Source organism: Cellvibrio chitinivorans (assembly GCF_035117775.1).
GTDB classification, from domain to species: domain Bacteria; phylum Pseudomonadota; class Gammaproteobacteria; order Pseudomonadales; family Cellvibrionaceae; genus Cellvibrio; species Cellvibrio chitinivorans.
On sequence record NZ_JAYKKN010000001.1, the window covers coordinates 1,229,854 to 1,245,864 of the forward strand.

At 47.1% G+C, this 16,011-nt stretch carries 13 protein-coding genes; 11 read left to right on the forward strand and 2 right to left on the reverse strand.

Going from position 1 to position 16,011, the window contains the following annotated elements; all coding sequences use genetic code 11:
* Positions 1 to 7 precede the first annotated feature (7 nt).
* On the reverse strand, positions 8 to 2,329 hold the full coding sequence (locus SPL68_RS05240) for a Tex family protein (RefSeq protein WP_416377415.1): 2,322 nt from the start codon (positions 2,327 to 2,329) through the stop codon (positions 8 to 10).
* 287 nt (positions 2,330 to 2,616) lie between these two features.
* On the opposite strand from SPL68_RS05240, the gene SPL68_RS05245 reads away from it, so the two are divergent.
* Positions 2,617 to 3,390: a head GIN domain-containing protein gene (locus SPL68_RS05245; RefSeq protein ID WP_323814023.1), complete on the forward strand. Its 774-nt coding sequence runs from the start codon at positions 2,617 to 2,619 to the stop codon at positions 3,388 to 3,390.
* Here the strand turns inward: SPL68_RS05245 and SPL68_RS05250 are convergent.
* A complete protein-coding gene (locus tag SPL68_RS05250) occupies positions 3,387 to 4,691 on the reverse strand; it encodes a diguanylate cyclase domain-containing protein (RefSeq protein WP_323814024.1) in 1,305 nt (434 codons plus the stop codon). The genes SPL68_RS05245 and SPL68_RS05250 overlap by 4 nt on opposite strands.
* A gap of 167 nt (positions 4,692 to 4,858) precedes the next feature.
* On the opposite strand from SPL68_RS05250, the gene SPL68_RS05255 reads away from it, so the two are divergent.
* From SPL68_RS05255 to SPL68_RS05300, 10 genes are all read left to right on the forward strand, one after another.
* Entirely contained in the window at positions 4,859 to 5,662 is an 804-nt protein-coding gene (locus tag SPL68_RS05255; protein ID WP_323814025.1) for a hypothetical protein, read from the forward strand.
* Positions 5,663 to 5,794: 132 nt separating this feature from the next.
* The gene (locus SPL68_RS05260) at positions 5,795 to 8,635 is read left to right on the forward strand and encodes an insulinase family protein (RefSeq protein WP_323814026.1); all 2,841 of its coding nucleotides are present in this window, start codon (positions 5,795 to 5,797) and stop codon (positions 8,633 to 8,635) included.
* Between the two features lie 79 nt (positions 8,636 to 8,714).
* Entirely contained in the window at positions 8,715 to 9,020 is a 306-nt protein-coding gene (locus SPL68_RS05265; protein WP_323814027.1) for a DUF3144 domain-containing protein, read from the forward strand.
* A 148-nt stretch (positions 9,021 to 9,168) separates the two neighbouring features.
* A complete protein-coding gene (locus SPL68_RS05270) occupies positions 9,169 to 10,065 on the forward strand; it encodes a hypothetical protein (RefSeq protein ID WP_323814028.1) in 897 nt (298 codons plus the stop codon).
* 204 nt (positions 10,066 to 10,269) lie between these two features.
* Positions 10,270 to 10,815 carry a flavodoxin gene (locus SPL68_RS05275; protein ID WP_323814029.1) on the forward strand — a complete coding sequence of 182 codons (546 nt, stop codon included), beginning with the start codon at positions 10,270 to 10,272 and terminating at the stop codon, positions 10,813 to 10,815.
* A gap of 25 nt (positions 10,816 to 10,840) precedes the next feature.
* Entirely contained in the window at positions 10,841 to 11,308 is a 468-nt protein-coding gene (locus SPL68_RS05280; RefSeq protein WP_323814030.1) for a hypothetical protein, read from the forward strand.
* 202 nt (positions 11,309 to 11,510) lie between these two features.
* Positions 11,511 to 12,584 carry an XdhC family protein gene (locus tag SPL68_RS05285; RefSeq protein WP_323814031.1) on the forward strand — a complete coding sequence of 358 codons (1,074 nt, stop codon included), beginning with the start codon at positions 11,511 to 11,513 and terminating at the stop codon, positions 12,582 to 12,584.
* A complete protein-coding gene (locus SPL68_RS05290; protein WP_323814032.1) occupies positions 12,581 to 13,204 on the forward strand; it encodes a nucleotidyltransferase family protein in 624 nt (207 codons plus the stop codon). The genes SPL68_RS05285 and SPL68_RS05290 overlap by 4 nt, the downstream gene beginning before the upstream one ends.
* 90 nt (positions 13,205 to 13,294) lie before the next feature.
* Positions 13,295 to 13,759, forward strand: a complete 465-nt coding sequence (locus SPL68_RS05295) for a (2Fe-2S)-binding protein (protein ID WP_323814033.1) — start codon at positions 13,295 to 13,297, stop codon at positions 13,757 to 13,759.
* Positions 13,760 to 15,943: a xanthine dehydrogenase family protein molybdopterin-binding subunit gene (locus tag SPL68_RS05300; protein ID WP_323814034.1), complete on the forward strand. Its 2,184-nt coding sequence runs from the start codon at positions 13,760 to 13,762 to the stop codon at positions 15,941 to 15,943.
* Positions 15,944 to 16,011: the final 68 nt, after the last annotated feature.

The window sequence follows — 16,011 nt, forward strand, 5'->3', positions numbered from 1 at the left end:
CAAAGACTTACTTCTTTTTCATCGCCTGTTGCAGTAAGGCTCCCATACTGCCCATCGCAGCTGGCGCCGGGTTATTGCGCTGCGCCGCACGCTGCTGATTTTGCGAAGGTGAACGCTCACCGCCTTTCTTGCCCTCTACTTTTTCACCGGGAGTATCATCCAAACGCAATGACAGGGCGATACGTTTGCGCGCAACATCCACTTCCATCACTTTGGCTTTAACGATGTCACCGGCTTTAACAGCCTCTCGCGGGTCTTTAATAAAGTTGTGTGACAGGGCAGAGATATGTACCAAACCATCCTGATGTACACCAATATCAACAAAGGCACCGAAATTGGTAACGTTGGTGACAGTGCCTTCCAAAATCATGCCAGGAACCAAGTCGGTAATTTCATCTACACCATCGGTGAATTGCGCAGTTTTAAATTCCGGGCGTGGGTCGCGGCCGGGTTTATCCAATTCTTTGATGATGTCGGTCACGGTCGGCACACCAAATTTTTCATCGGTGTAATCTGCCGCTTTTAATCCACGCAGGAAAGATGAATCACCAATCAGTCCTTTTAATTCGCGCGTATTTTTCTGCGCAATTTTTTCTACCACTGAATAGGATTCCGGGTGAACTGCAGAAGCATCAAGTGGGTTATCACCGCCTGCAACACGCAAAAATCCTGCCGCTTGTTCAAAAGTTTTTTCACCAAAGCGCGGCACTTTTTTCAGCGCGGCGCGTGAGGCAAACACACCGTTTTGGTTGCGGAACTCTACGATGTTATTTGCAAGCGTGGTATTCAAGCCCGATACGCGTGCAAGCAGTGCAGCCGAAGCTGTATTCACTTCTACGCCGACTGCGTTCACACAGTCCTCAACTACAGCGTCAAGTGAGCGCGCTAATTGCGATTGCGACACGTCGTGTTGATATTGGCCAACGCCGATGGATTTTGGATCGATTTTTACCAATTCCGCGAGCGGATCTTGCAAGCGGCGCGCAATGGAAATTGCACCACGTATAGTCACGTCGAGATCCGGAAATTCTTTTGCGGCGTATTCAGAGGCTGAGTAAACCGATGCGCCGGCTTCGCTCACAATGACGGCGCTGGCTTTAATGTCGGGGTGACGTTTGAGCACATCTTTCGCAAATTTTTCTGTCTCGCGCGATGCGGTGCCGTTACCAATTGCGATCAAACCGACATTATGTTTGTTGCACAGGTGAACCAGAATCGCTTCAGATTCCGCAATTTTATTCAGTGGTGGAGTGGGGTACATCACACAGTGATCGAGCACTTTGCCGGTTGCATCAACCACAGCGACTTTCACACCTGTGCGCATACCTGGGTCGAGGCCGATAGTGGCTTTTTGCCCTGCAGGTGCCGCGAGCAATAAATCTTTTAAGTTGGATGCGAAAACCTTGATCGCTTCTTCTTCGGCTTTTTCACGCAGCTCGCCGAGCAGATCAGTTTCCAAATGGGTGAGCAGTTTTACTCGCCAAGTCCAGCGCACAACTTCTGCGAGCCAGCCATCAGCCGCGCGGCCTTTATCTTGCACGTGCCAGTGATCGGCGATCATTGTCTCGCACGGATGACCAACACGTTGTTCTTCATCGCCCACTTTAATCGCGATAGTCAGTACGCCTTCGTTGCGGCCGCGGAACATTGCTAAAGCGCGATGGGATGGAACTGATTTGAGTTGTTCATCATGCTCAAAATAATCGCGAAATTTTTGCACTTCTTGCGATGTGTCGGTGAGCTTGTCAGCAACCGCACGTGCAGAGAGCGTAGCTTCGTTGTGCAAAAAGTGACGCAAGCGGCCGAGCAATTCAGCATCTTCACTGAATTTTTCCATAAGGATGTATTTGGCACCATCGAGCGCAGATTTCACATCATTAATGCTGTGCTCGGCATTGAAGTATTTCGCCGCTTCTACTTCGGGCGCGAGGGTTGGGTCGGCCAATAAAGCTTCTGCCAGTGGTTCCAGGCCAGCTTCTTTGGCGATTTGGCCTTTGGTACGGCGCTTGGGTTTGTAGGGCAGGTACAAGTCTTCCAGACGATTTTTGGTATCGGCGATGGAGACTTCGTGCTCCAGCTCGGGGGTCAGTTTGCCCTGTTCGCCAATGGATTTGAGAATCGCAGCGCGGCGCTCTTCCAGCTCGCGCAGGTAGCGCAGGCGCTCTTCCAGTGTACGCATTTGCGAATCGTCCAGCCCACCGGTGACTTCTTTACGGTAACGGGAGATAAACGGCACTGTCGCGCCTTCATCCAATAGCCCCACGGCGGCGCTAACTTGTTGTTCTTGAACGTTTAATTCATCGGCGATGCGTTTTGCAATACTCGGCAAACTGGTCATAAATCGGACTCGTGTTACGTAGGGATAAGGCAATAAAGAAAGGCTCCATTATCCCCAAAATCCTTGTGCCTACCAGACTTGAATTTACCCCCTGTTTATGAACGGGATTTGAGGCTGACGCAGGGCTAAAAATAATGTCGGCAGTGATGAATCCAAAACCGGGAAAACAGCATCTTAATAGTCACTTGGGGCCACTGTGTTGAGGCGCAGTGATAAAAGCAGCAATAAAAGTTAAGTGCATTTAATAGCTAATGCACTCAAAAATTGTGGGGTAAATCATGGTTTTTAAATCGCTAATTTCAGTGTTTATGTTCAGTGTTCTGGCGTCAGCTGCTTGGGCTGGCTCAATTGCCAAAACCTATCCGGTGAAAGACTTCAGCGAATTCTCAGCTGGTGGCGGCGCTAAAATTGAAATAACTCAAGATGGTAGCGAGTACTTACGAATTGAGGCCGATGCAGAAGTCATGGAGCGGGTGAAAGTCGATCAAACCGGCAAGCGCGTCAGTGTCTGGATTAAAAGCGATAACAATTTTTTTAATTGGTTTGGTCAGGGAGATGATCACGTAAAAATTGTATTGCGTGTAAAGCAACTTGAATATCTGGAGTTATCCGGCGGCGCCTACGCAAAAGTAAATGATCTAAAAAGCGAAAATTTTGCGCTCAACAATAGCGGAGCGGCAGAAGTTGACTTTGCTGATGTTGATGCAAACCAATTGCGCGTAGATTTATCCGGTGCAGCCAAAATGAGCAGTGAGCGGGTGCATAGTCAATTTCAAAAGTATGAATTGTCAGGCGCATCGGATGCAAAAGTAAAAGCGGGCAATGTGCAGTCGCTGCAGGTCAATGTGAGCGGGGCGAGTAATATGAGAGCGAAAAAGTTAACAGCCAAGAATGCAAAGCTCGATGCCAGCGGTGCATCCCAAATTGAAGTTACAGTAACTGATGAGTTGGAAGCTCAGGCGAGTGGAGCATCGAATATTAATTATTATGGCCGCCCCAAAGCTAAAACCGACGCCAGCGGCGCGAGTCAGGTTAAAGCGCGCGATGATTAATCTGGCTGATATTTTTCCTGATACATACTCTGATCTGCTTTGCGCAGTAGTTGGGTGTCACTGTCTCCGTCTTCTGGATAATGTGCAATACCAATGCTGGGCATGATGTTTATTTGAGTTCCCGCTAAATCAAATGCTCCACCGAATGCAGCTTTAATTTTCAGAATAATGTTGTGGCTCTCGTCGGCGCGATGAATATTTTCCAACAGGATTACAAATTCATCGCCGCCGAAACGCACAACCGTATCGCATTCGCGCACGCATTGCTCCAAGCGGCGCGCGACTTGTTCCAATAATAAATCGCCGGTGGTGTGCCCATATTGGTCGTTAATAGTTTTGAATTTATTTAAGTCCAGATAGAGCAATGAAAAAATACTGGAGTTTCGTTTTGCGCGAGCGATTGCAGAATGAATGCGATCATAAAACAATGTGCGATTGGGTAAACGGGTGAGTTGGTCGTAAAGCGCAAGATGTTCCAATCGCGCCATCATTTGTTTGCGCTCAACGGCGGTAGCAATTTGGGTGGATACAAATTGCAGAAGCTCAATATTTTTTTCAGTGTATTGTTGTTTGGTGGAAAAACTTTTTAGCACTAATGCGCCCAGCACCTCTGAATGGGATTTCAGTGGTACGCCCAGCCAGCTTTGTAGCGATTGATGTTCATTATTGGCATTAAATAATTGCGCCTCGCCACTACTTAATACTTGTTCAAGTAATCGATCACTGGTGTGTGCTCCATCTTGCCCAAATGACACTTCTACTTGTTCGCGTGAATAGGGAAAGGTAATGCGCTTGGAGGTTTTGTCCTGCAGGGCAACCGAAAAATTTTCCGCAGGTAATAGTTCACCAACAATGCGATGTATTTCGGTAAACAGGGTGCGTAAATCCCGTGCGTTATGTGAGGCTTCTGCAATTGCAAACACCGCCTGCTGAATGGATTCGGCTTGTTTACGGCGGGTGATGTCGCGCGCGATAGCAACCCGACACTGATCGCTTTCAGACCAGCGTGCTGACCACATGATATGTACAGTATCGCCATTTTTGCGGATATAGCGGTTTTCAAAATGGGGCTGGGGTTCACCGGCGACAATTTTATCGACTGCGCAAAGGGTGCGCTGGCGATCATCGGGATGAATCAAGTCGAGCATTTGCTTGCCCATCATCTCCGCTTGGGTGTAGCCAAAAATCTGCTCGGCGCTGGGTGAAACATAGAGGAAATGGCCATTTTTATCGACCACACAAAGGGTATCGACCAGTAAATCCAGATATTTACCCAGCGCTGGAAATGTTAGACGATTCATGGCGATGATCCAGTGGTGTGCTCTTGCAGTGCGGCATCTCAATCAACCTAGAATAGTTGTCTTAGTCTGGGCTTTCAATTTTTTAATCTTATTTTTTAGCGCTTATTAAACGGCTATTGCTATGCTGCATAAGGTTTGTAGCGATAAAGAGGTGAAAGGATTTAGCTATGTTCAGAGTCCTGTTACGAATAATAGCGCAATTGGCTGTAGCTGCTTTGTTGGCAGTGGCAGCTTTAGTGAAGGCTGATGGAGTATCCGACCTACGTCAGTCACTTGCGCAGTTACAATCAAAAGCTCCTATTGTGGTTGATGCGCAATTTACATTATTCGGCCGCAGTGGCGATCACGAACAATTAATTGATCGCGAAGGCTTAATTAACCTTCGTTTTGAAGATGATAAAAACGGGTTGCGCGTAATTCACTCGCCCGAACTGATTGAGCTACTTCACTCTGAAGAGCTGGCCAAAATTGACGATGAAGATGTAAAAAATTCTGCACTTAATGCTGTGGGGCAGTTTCAATATTGGGAGTGGCGCGAGCTGTTGTATCCTGCAGAGCAAATGGAGTTGGTCTTGGGGCGATATACATTTATCAATGAAAAAATGGATGCGCACAATAATCGTCCCGCGCGCTTGCTAACGTTTAGTATGCCCAAAGAGCGAATCGATAAGAGTTATCGCAAATACGTTAAAAAATATACCAATCGATTTTTGGTTTGGATTGATGATAAAGGTGTTCCGTTTGCGAGCCAGTTGACAGAGGTGGGATCGGGCAGAATTTTTATCGTGATTGGTTTTAAGTTTAAGAATGAAATTCATACCGAATATCAGCGCTATGGTAATCGCTTGCTGGCAATCAAACGTGAAGTAAAAGATGAAAGCTCGGGCGCAACCATGCAAAGCCAACGGCATTTTATTTCTACACTGAAATTGAATCTGCCGCCATCGGCGGAACCCAAAGGCGCTCAATAGGTCATACAACAAGCTGTGCGCAGCCACCTAAAACCTGCTAGGCTTCGTCGCGCTTATCGAAATTTCAATTCTATAAATAGCCTCGCGAAACAACCGTTACTAAAGAATATCTGTGAAAAAAGGAACTCCGCTATGTTAAAGCGCTACACGGCCTATGCATGCAGTTTATTCATGCTGGGTACGATCAGTCTGGTTGGCTGTGAATCCACTACCACTAAACCTGTTGTTCAAAACCCCGAGCAAGTCACCATTATTAAAAGCCCGAATGATGACCGCCAATATGCGGCCATGTTGTTGCCCAATGGACTGCAAGTGGTGGTGGTGTCTGATCCATCTTTGGAAAATTCTGCTGCATCACTTGCGGTAGGCGTGGGCAGCGCACATGATCCTGAAGATCAATTGGGCTTGGCGCATTATCTGGAGCATATGTTGTTTTTGGGTACAGAAAAGTATCCCGAGCCAGATGGGTTTATGAAATACACCCAAGCCAATGGCGGCATGACCAATGCGTTTACCGCTTACGATAAAACCAATTATCTGTTCCAAATTAACGCCGGAAAATTTGACGAGGCGCTAGACAGATTTAGCGATTATTTTAAAACGCCGACTTTTGATCCTCACTTCAGTGATAAAGAACGCAACGCAGTTAACAACGAGTGGTCATTGCAAAAAGCACAGGACGGTTGGAATCTGTTTGCACTGCAAGGTTTTACCGCTAATCCGGATAGCCCCAGCGCTAAATTTAATATCGGCAATCTGGATACCTTAAAAGATAAACCAGACTCCAAGTTGCAAGATGAACTAAAAGAATTTTATAACCGTTATTACTCTGCCAATATCATGAAGCTGACGTTGGTCGGCAAACAATCGCTGCCAGAATTAAAGGCGATGGCAGAAAAACATTTTGCATCTATTCCCAATAAAAATGTCGCCATGCCCCATGTGACTGAGCCGGGTTTAACTAAAGCGCAAATGGGCAAGAGTATTCACTACAAGCCTATTAAAGATATGAAGGTGCTGTACGTGGATTTTCCTGTGCAGTCCAACAAGCAGCAGTGGCGATTAAAACCCAATGAGTTTGTACGCAATTTAATTACCTCCGAGGAGCCGGGCACGCTAGGTGAGCAGCTGCGCCAAAAAGGTTTGGTAAAAATGATTACCGCCTATGTCGATGCAGAAGGTTATGGGCCGGATGGTTTCTTGCGTGTGCAAGCAGAATTAACCGATGCAGGTTTACAGCAGCAAGATGAAATCCTCGCGGCAATTTTTTCTTACATCGATCTCATTAAACGCGAAGGTCTGAATGCGAATTACTACCGCGAACTGCAAGCCATGCGCACCAAAGACTTTGCCAATGCACCTAAACCTGAGCCATTGGATCAGGCGGTTGGAATCACAATGGCACAGTTTGATTTGCCGGTAGAAAACTTGCTGAACGCCGATTATGTTTATGACCGTTACGATGCAAAAGTCATTAAGTCATTAATCGCGCAGTTAGATGAACGTAAGGCGCGCGTGTGGTACGTCAATCAAAATGAAAAAACCGACACACCTGTGCCATTCTTTGATGGCAGTTACGCAATCCGCGATATTACCTCGGAAGAGTTTGCCCGTTGGGATTCGCTTGCCAAACAGCATCAATTTAATTTGCCGCCGCTGAATGATCTGTTTACCGATAAGCCTGCGCCTATTGTTGATAATCTTTATCTCAAGCCACATCAGGTAGTGAGTCAAACGGGAGTAGAAGCCTATTTAACGCATCCTGAATTTTATCGTGAAGATAAAGGCCAGTTATCGCTGCAAATCAATGTGGATTTCGCCACTCGCACCGCCAAAAATGCGGTACTGGCTGCGTTGGTTAACGATGTTTATAACAAGCAGGTTATGACCTTATCTGATCGTGCCGCGCGTGCATCCTTGGGTGTTTCGGCGAGCCTGATGAGTACCGGCAGTCAGGGAATTTTTATCTCAGGTTACACCACCAAGCATCCGCAATTGTTGCAGCAAATGCTGAATGAATTTTCTGCCTTGGATATTAGTGATAAACATTTTGCCGAGGCCATGGATAGCCTGCAAAAAAATATCGCCAACAAGAAAAAGAATCATGTTTACCGCCAATTGGTTGGCCATGCACAACGTCTGACCAATAAAGTGCAGTGGACCGATGAAGACTTGTTAGCAGCTGCCGCCAGCATTAACAAAAATGATGTTATTGCATTTCATTCTTCGATCAAACAAAACCCATTGCTGCGTATTTATGCGGTTGGCAATTACACTGAAGCACAGGTAAAAGAGATGGCCTTGGCTGCTGCTAAAATTCTGCCGGGTACACGCAAGCCTGAGCAGCGTGCGCTCACTGCTTACGTTACTCCTGCGGCAGGAAAGACCATCCAATTTAAGGATGATGTTGAGCTTGCCGATAGCGCATTAATGCAGGGTTGGTTTGGTGCTAAAAAATCGGATGATGAACAAGCGCAATTGGCCGTATTGAATTCCTTATTTGGCAACGCCTTTTTTATGCAGCTACGCACCCATGAGCAACTGGGTTATGTGGTGACCAGTTTTGATTATGCGGTGGATGAGATTCCCGGTTTTGTAATGCTGGTGCAAAGCTCCAATACCGATCTGCCCGGAATTAAAGCGCGCATGGATAAGTTTCGTACGGATTATCTGGCTGAATTGAGAGCGACAAGTGAGGATGATGTTGAACAAGCCAAACAGGCGATGATCGCCAATTTGCTGCAAAAGCCAACCGACTTTTATGCTGAAGCCGGGCTATATTCGAGCGAATTCTGGGATGGCAAATACAAGTTTGATGCACGCGACCGCTATCTGGCTGCTTTGAAAAAAGTGACCAAACAAGATCTGATCAATATTTACCAAGGCTTGATGTTCAGCGGCAAAAGTGGTCAGGCGCTATTGCAATTACGCGGCACTAATTTCAAAGCAAAACCATTTGCCCCCTTAAATTAAAGCCTGTGCGCCCCTGTAATGTATTTGCAGGGGCGATTGGATTAACATTGGCAACTTATTTCAATTTGGTGAGTGCAACATGAGCAATAAAAGTGATGATGATCTGTTTTGGGAGCTGGTTGAAAAATACATCGACCAGGCAAATGATGATTGCGAAACAGCTGATCCGGGTATTGTGAGTGCGGCGCTGATGAATGCGGCGGCGCGCTTTAATGCCTATGTGGTGGCGCAAAGCTCGCTCGACAAAAATGAGTTTGCCGAGGATGTAGAAGGGACAACTAATTATCTGACCGGACGTTATCGCGATTTTCTTAAAGAGCACATGGATGACTATCGCGAAAACTATACAACGCTAATTGGCAATCGCGAGTTACCAGAGGAATAGTTCATATCTTCTGTTTGATCCGAATATATAACAGTTAGCTTTTAAGGCGACCTTTGTGTCGCCTTAATTTTATCTCCAGCGGTTATCCCATCCGCCAAACACCTGCTAGCATTAAATTCATAATTACACCCTAAACGGGGAGGCTGTTATGAATCAACCTTCAATTAAATTCCGATTATTAGTTGTTTGTGTACTCATATGCCTGATTGCGCCAGTCTCGGCAGAGGAGCCGCTGCTGGTTAAATATTTGGGCAATAACACTTCGCTGGTGAGTGAGGATTATTACCTCGCGCTGCTTAATGCCGCGCTCAAAACTACTGAGCCGACGCACGGTTCATATCGTTTAGCATTTACGCAGGAATCATTGAATTCCGAACGCAAGCACGAGCTATTGGTTGACGGTGAAAAAATCAATGTAGATCGGCTGGTCGGGTTTCCTAATCAGAAAGGCGCGCGCGAGGGGCTGATTCGTGTTCCTGTACCTTTGCTCAATGGCTTGATGGGGTATCGCATTCTATTGATTCGCAGCGAGGATCAGCCGCGATTTAGCAAAGTAAAAACCTTGAAACAATTGACGGACTTTTCAATGGGTTTTGGGCGCGGTTGGGAAGGGCATGTGTATCGGCACAATGGTTTTACTTTGGTCGAGCCGCCTACGATGGAGTCGCTATTAAAGATGCTTGCGGGTAAACGCTATTCTTTTGTGCCGCTGAGCGTAATTGAAATCGATGATCACTACACTATCGACGGTGCAGAGGTGGACAATCTGGTGCCAGAGCAAAGTCTGCTTATCTATATGCCTATGCCCGTGTATTTTTACGTGAGCCCTGCCTACCCGATGCTCGCAGAACGGCTCACACTGGGGCTTGAGCAGCTTGCCGCAAATGGTCAACAGCGGATTATATTTGATGCGCATTTTGGTGCGCGTTTGGATCGGCTTAACTTGTCCAAACGCAAACTGATCGAACTCACTAACCCCGATGATGACGGCAGTTTGGGAAACCCGGATCACACCCGGCTGCGCACCTACTCAAGGCATCCCTAATTACTCAAAACGTCCTTAATCTCTCATCGCTGTCATATCTATTAATTCCCGCAATCATCTTCCTGTGATCATCTACCCACAATCACCCTCCTGTTAGCTGCTTGGGAGGGCAGTCGTCTGTGCATATTGTTGATAATATTTCTCATTTGTGTATTATTGCGACCTGATTAATTTTCTCGTTGATAGTGTTTTTAGGAAACTGATATGGCATCTCTCGCACAAGTCGCGCTGGTATTTGGCACAGATACCGGTAACACCGAAGAAGTTGGTGGAAAGATCGCAACCCTGCTGCGTAACTACGGTTATTCGGTAGACATGATGAACGTTACCGATGTGACCTCGACTGTACTGTCTCAATACAAATTTTTGATCATGGGCATTCCGACCTGGGATTTCGGCGGCATTCAAGAAGACTGGGAAGATTTTGAATCCGATCTGCAACAGGCCGATCTGTCAGAAGCGGTGGTTGCGCTTTATGGCTTGGGCGATCAGCGTGGCTACGGCGATTATTTTGTCGATGCCATGGGCTGGTTGTATGAGCGTGTATTGCCGACCGGTGCTGAAGTCATTGGCAGCTGGCCTACCGACGGCTACAACGTTGCTGCATCGCTCGCATTCAATGCCGATAAAACCGAGTTTTGCGGCCTGGCGATTGATGAAGACCAGCAGTTTGAATTGACCGATGGCCGCATTGCCGCATGGGTTGGGCAAATTATCGTGGAATACGAAAACTGCGCGCTTGCTTCGTAACGGATCAAGAAAAGGAGTAACCGCCATGTACAGCGATGAAGAAGCAAAGGACCAAAATATTGATGCTGATGTGAAAACAAAACAGCAACAATTTTTACTGCAATCCATTCATCGCTGGCGATTTTTATTGGCCGAATCGCGCGCACAACTACATGCGCAACACTGGTCGGCCGCAGTGGATATGTATCAAGAGACTTATAGTCTTGCAGAGCTGTTGATTCATATTGCTGACTGTAAAAATTGTGCAATCAAAAATTACACGCGCACCTTGCTTGAATACGGCTACAGCCTGTGTAAAAACAATCAGCGCGAATTGCTCGCACACATAATCTATATCGCTCGTCAGACGCTCGCTTGTTACGTCACGCCTGCGCTTTCTCATCAATTGCTGCAACCAGTCGTAGAGATGGAAAAAGCCAATCACTACCAGCAAGATCTCTGGGTAAATCAACTTTTTGCAACCGATGCTGTGCAATATGGAATTGTTCATTAAATAATTTTTTTTATAGCGTTTTTATCTCTCGCTGACATTTTCCTGACGCCGCGCTGACAAATTCTGGTCATTAGCGGTGCTCAGGCCATCACTTTTGTTTCACGCTGTTTAGTTTTGTTAATTCTGCTGTTTTTCTCGCGCTGCGATGGGATTATCTACCGGCTCAGTAGTCCGATAATGGTAACAATACGGATACTTGCCCATGTCCAATCATTTCCATCATCTGCTCGCGCGCTGGATGCCGCTGAAAACCGAGGCCAATTGGGTTCTGGGGGCGGTCATCAATACGCGCGGTTCCGTGTATCGCAAAACCGGTGCCTTAATGCTGCTCAGCGATGCAGGGCATCAATTCGGGCTATTAAGCGGCGGCTGTATTGAGTCAGATTTATTATTACAGGCGCGCAAGGTCATCGCGCTCGGAAAATCACGCCGCATTATTTACGATGCGACTGATGACACTAATATTGCGTGGCGTTTGGGTATTGGTTGTGGCGGTGCGGCAGAAGTGCTTTTGCATCCTTGCAACGAACAGAATAATTTTCTTCAATTACCAGAAGTTTTTGCGTGTCTGCAACAGCAGCAAGCGTGCGAATTTCAATTGCAAATCGATCAAGCCGATGCGAGTTTTACTCCCTGCGTGCGTTTATTTTCACAGCGTCAACACGGCAAGCTAAGTCTCGGCGCTGTTGGTAATCCGCAACAATCTTTATCAACATTAATTAATCCGCTGCCGCATTTATTAATTCTAGGTAGCGGAGTTGATCTTATTCCCCTGTGTCAATTGGCGTTGGTGCTTGGCTGGCGAGTCACGTTAGCGGATCAGCGTTTGTCATCAGCCAAGCGCGATAGTTTTCCCGCAGGTGTAACAGCGTTAAGTGTTTCTGCAACGGAACTGGAAGCTGATTTTCTGCAACAGGTCGATGCAGTAATCGTTGCGCATCACAATCTGGGGTTGGATGCGGCGGCGATTGCTGCCCTGCAAACTCCCGCATTAATGCAGCCCTATATTGGTTTACTCGGCCCCGCCAAACGTAAAGCAGAAGTGCTTGCGCTTGCGGGTTTAACTGAGGCGCAATTACGCCATCCAATTGCCGGGCCTATGGGCTTGGCCTTGGGCGGTGATTTGCCTGAGAGTATCGCGTTATCTGTATTAGCTGAATGCCATGCGCGGATTTTTGGCAGCAGCGCACAACCCTTACATCTAATCAACCTGATGAGCGAATTAAATGCAGTTGATGAGCTCACTCCAACAATAACTAAGGCGGTGTATTCATGAAAACAGATCTGCAAATCGATTGTTTAATTCTTGCGGCTGGTAACTCCAGTCGTTTTGGTAGCTGCAAATTATTAAGTGATTGGAAAGGGCAGCCGTTGATCGCCAGTAGTATTGCTGCAGCGCGCAAATTAAATCCGGCGCGCATCTGTGTGATCGGTGGTGCATTTTATCCAGAGCTCACGCAAATATTGTCTGAATTTAATGCCAAACCAAAACGAGTGACGGATTCTAATATCGAATTGTTGGAGTACCGCGCTTGGGATTTAGGCATAGGCAACTCATTGGCCTTTGGTGTAAAGCATTTGCAGAATGCAAATCCGGTGTTAGTGATGCTCGGTGATCAACCGCTCGTAAGTGCGCAGGATTTGCAGCGGCTGTATCGCCAGTGGCGCGAGCAGCCAGAAAAAATTGCCTGCGCCAGTTTCGCTAATACCCTCGGCGTGCCGGCGATTTTTCCCGCGAATTTTAAAGCGCGTTTGTATGAGTGTCGCGGTGATCGCGGAGCAAAAAATTTACTGTTAAGTTGTCCTGATCAAATTGTTCCTGTGGTTATGCCATCCGCAGAATTTGATATTGATACACCTGTCGATTTAAAAACTTATCTTAAAAAAATTATTTAATAACACTGGAGCTTTCTTAGGGAACCTCTGAAAAGCATCTGGTGATAATCCGTGTTCGCTGATTGAATTTTTATTGCAGAGGATAGCTGTATGATTTCGCTTACGATTGATGGTAAGGCGCAAGAGCTGGATGTCACTCCTGATACTCCACTGCTGTGGGTGTTGCGCGATCACTTGCATATGACGGGCACTAAACTTGGGTGCGGAATGGCGCTGTGCGGCGCATGTACTGTGCACATGAATGGCAGCCCGGTTCGCTCATGCAGTTTGCCTGTATCTGCAGTTGCAGGTGCAAAAATAGAAACCATAGAAGGCATTGCATCGCCCGCGTTTCAAGCCGTACAACAAGCATGGCGCGAACTGGATGTGGTGCAGTGTGGTTATTGTCAATCAGGACAAATCATGTCGGCCACTGCGCTCTTGCAAACCAACAAAAATCCTAGCGATGAACAAATCGATTCAGCTATGGCAGGTAATCTATGCCGCTGTGCAACCTATCATCGTATTCGCGCCGCTATTCACCAAGCAGCCGATCAGTTGGGGGAGAGTGCCTAAATGAATTTTCTCAAACGGCAAATTACTTCGTCGGAATCTGAATCGCTGGCCTTATCGCGCCGCACTTTTTTACACGGTCTTGGTCTGGGCGGTGGGTTATTAATTGGCAGCGGATTTGTCAGCGTAAATATTGCAGCAGCTGATAAAAAAACTACTGAGACGGCCACTCCCATTTTCAATGCATTTTTAAAAATCACTCCAGACAGCAAAGTGGTAATGGTGGTTAAGCATTTGGATATGGGGCAGGGTGTGAGCACCGGCCTTACTGCGATAGTCGCGGAAGAACTGGATGCAAGTTGGGAGCAAATGGCGTGGGAGTTTGCTCCTGCCGATGCATCGCAATACAACAATTTATTTTGGGGGCCTGCGCAAGGTACCGGTGGCTCTTCATCTATAGCCAATTCATGGATGCAGTTGCGCAATGCCGGTGCTGCGGCGCGCGCAATGCTGGTGGCCGCTGCTGCAGCGCAATGGAAAGTGCCAGAGAAAGAAATTCAAGTAAGTAACGGGCTAGTCACTCATGGTGATCGCTCGGCAAGTTTTGGTGAGCTGGTGGCGAAGGCGGCAGTTTTGCCGGTGCCACAAAAACCGGAATTAAAAAATCCACAACAATTTCAGTTGATAGGAAAAACAATTCCACGCAAAGACAGTGCAGATAAAACCAACGGTACGGCAATTTACACGCAAGACATTCAATTGCCCGGCATGCTCACTGCATTAGTTGCGTATCCACCACAAATATACGGCAAGGTGAAAAAACTGGATGCCGCTAAAGCCAAAGCATCGCCCGGTGTAGTAGCGGTAATTGAAATTCCTCGCGGTGTTGCAGTGGTTGCCGATAATTTTTGGTCTGCCAATCAAGCGCGAAAATTATTATCTATAGAGTGGGATTTGTCGGCGTGTGAAATGCGCGGAAGTGATGCCTTATTTAAAGCATCTCACGAGCTTGCAGATAAAAGCGGTCACAGGGTAAAAACTAATGGCGATGCCGCCGCTGCACTTGCTAATGCTTCTAATATTATCGAAGCAAAATACGAATTACCATTTTTGACTCACGGCGCAATTGAACCGCTGAACTGTGTAGTGAAAGTGGAAAAAAATCAGTGTGAGCTATGGTATGCCTGCCAAATGCCAACGGTCGATCAGCAGGAGGTAAGTAAGCTCACGGGGCTGAAACCTGAGCAAGTTAAAATCAATACACTTTACGCGGGCGGAAGTTTTGGTCGTCGTGCTTGCGCAAGTGATTATGTGGTCGATGCCACTAATATTGCCAAGCAGCTTCCCGGTCGCGCAGTGAAAATGCTTTGGACTCGTGAAGATGAAATTCTGAATGCTCGCTATCGTCCAATGGCTGTTCATCATATTCGCGGCGCCGTTGCTGATGATGGTGAATTGATTTGGCAGCATCACGCGGTAGCGCCATCTATTTTGCGCGGTACGCCTTTTGAAGGAATGGTGCAGGGGCCAGTTGATAGTACCGTGGTAGAAGGCATTGAAGACATGCACTACGCCATTCCGCATTTGCAAGTGCAGGGCTCGGAATTTCCGGTAAAGCTGCCGATGCTTTGGTGGCGCTCGGTTGGCCACTCAGGCAATGCCTTTGTGGTGGAAACGTTTGTTGATCAACTTGCAAAAGCAGCAAAAAAAGACCCGGTTATTTTTCGCCGCGAGTTGCTCGCCAAAGAGCCGCGCGCACTGGGTGTATTAAATCTGGCTGCCGAAAAAGCGGAATGGAAAAAATCATTGCCCGCTGGCGTGTCGCGCGGAATTTCTGTGCATAAATCTTTTGGAACCTGGGTTGCGCAAGTTGCAGAAGTGCGCATCAACCCCGACAAAACATTTAAAGTTGAGCGCGTTGTCTGCGCAGTGGATTGCGGCGTTGCCGTAACACCCGATGTGATTCGCGCGCAAATGGAAGGTGGTATTGGAATGGGCTTAAGTGCTGCACTGGGCGAAGCCATTACCTTAAAAGATGGTGTGGTCGAGCAGAGTAATTTCCATAACTACACATTGATGCGCATAAACTCTATGCCCAAAATAGAAGTGCATATAGTGCCCTCCGCCGAAATACCATCGGGTGTCGGTGAGCCTGGGTTGCCGCCAATTGCAGGTGCGGTTGCCAATGCGCTTTTTGCCGCAACCGGAAAACCTGTCACTAAATTACCGCTGGGCAATAAAGTGTGATCGGATTGTTTTAGTGGTTGAAAATAAAAATGCCGCTTAATTGAGCGGCATTTTTTTATTTGGAACTT

Excerpts from the sequence above, each read along its gene's own strand:
- SPL68_RS05245 (WP_323814023.1), top strand. The coding sequence starts at position 2,617 with ATGGTTTTTAAATCGCTAATTTCAGTGTTTATGTTCAGTGTTCTGGCG.
- SPL68_RS05250 (WP_323814024.1), bottom strand. The coding sequence starts at position 4,691 with ATGAATCGTCTAACATTTCCAGCGCTGGGTAAATATCTGGATTTACTG.
- SPL68_RS05255 (WP_323814025.1), top strand. The coding sequence starts at position 4,859 with ATGTTCAGAGTCCTGTTACGAATAATAGCGCAATTGGCTGTAGCTGCT.
- SPL68_RS05260 (WP_323814026.1), top strand. The coding sequence starts at position 5,795 with ATGTTAAAGCGCTACACGGCCTATGCATGCAGTTTATTCATGCTGGGT.
- SPL68_RS05265 (WP_323814027.1), top strand. The coding sequence starts at position 8,715 with ATGAGCAATAAAAGTGATGATGATCTGTTTTGGGAGCTGGTTGAAAAA.
- SPL68_RS05270 (WP_323814028.1), top strand. The coding sequence starts at position 9,169 with ATGAATCAACCTTCAATTAAATTCCGATTATTAGTTGTTTGTGTACTC.
- SPL68_RS05275 (WP_323814029.1), top strand. The coding sequence starts at position 10,270 with ATGGCATCTCTCGCACAAGTCGCGCTGGTATTTGGCACAGATACCGGT.
- SPL68_RS05280 (WP_323814030.1), top strand. The coding sequence starts at position 10,841 with ATGTACAGCGATGAAGAAGCAAAGGACCAAAATATTGATGCTGATGTG.
- SPL68_RS05285 (WP_323814031.1), top strand. The coding sequence starts at position 11,511 with ATGTCCAATCATTTCCATCATCTGCTCGCGCGCTGGATGCCGCTGAAA.
- SPL68_RS05290 (WP_323814032.1), top strand. The coding sequence starts at position 12,581 with ATGAAAACAGATCTGCAAATCGATTGTTTAATTCTTGCGGCTGGTAAC.
- SPL68_RS05295 (WP_323814033.1), top strand. The coding sequence starts at position 13,295 with ATGATTTCGCTTACGATTGATGGTAAGGCGCAAGAGCTGGATGTCACT.
- SPL68_RS05300 (WP_323814034.1), top strand. The coding sequence starts at position 13,760 with ATGAATTTTCTCAAACGGCAAATTACTTCGTCGGAATCTGAATCGCTG.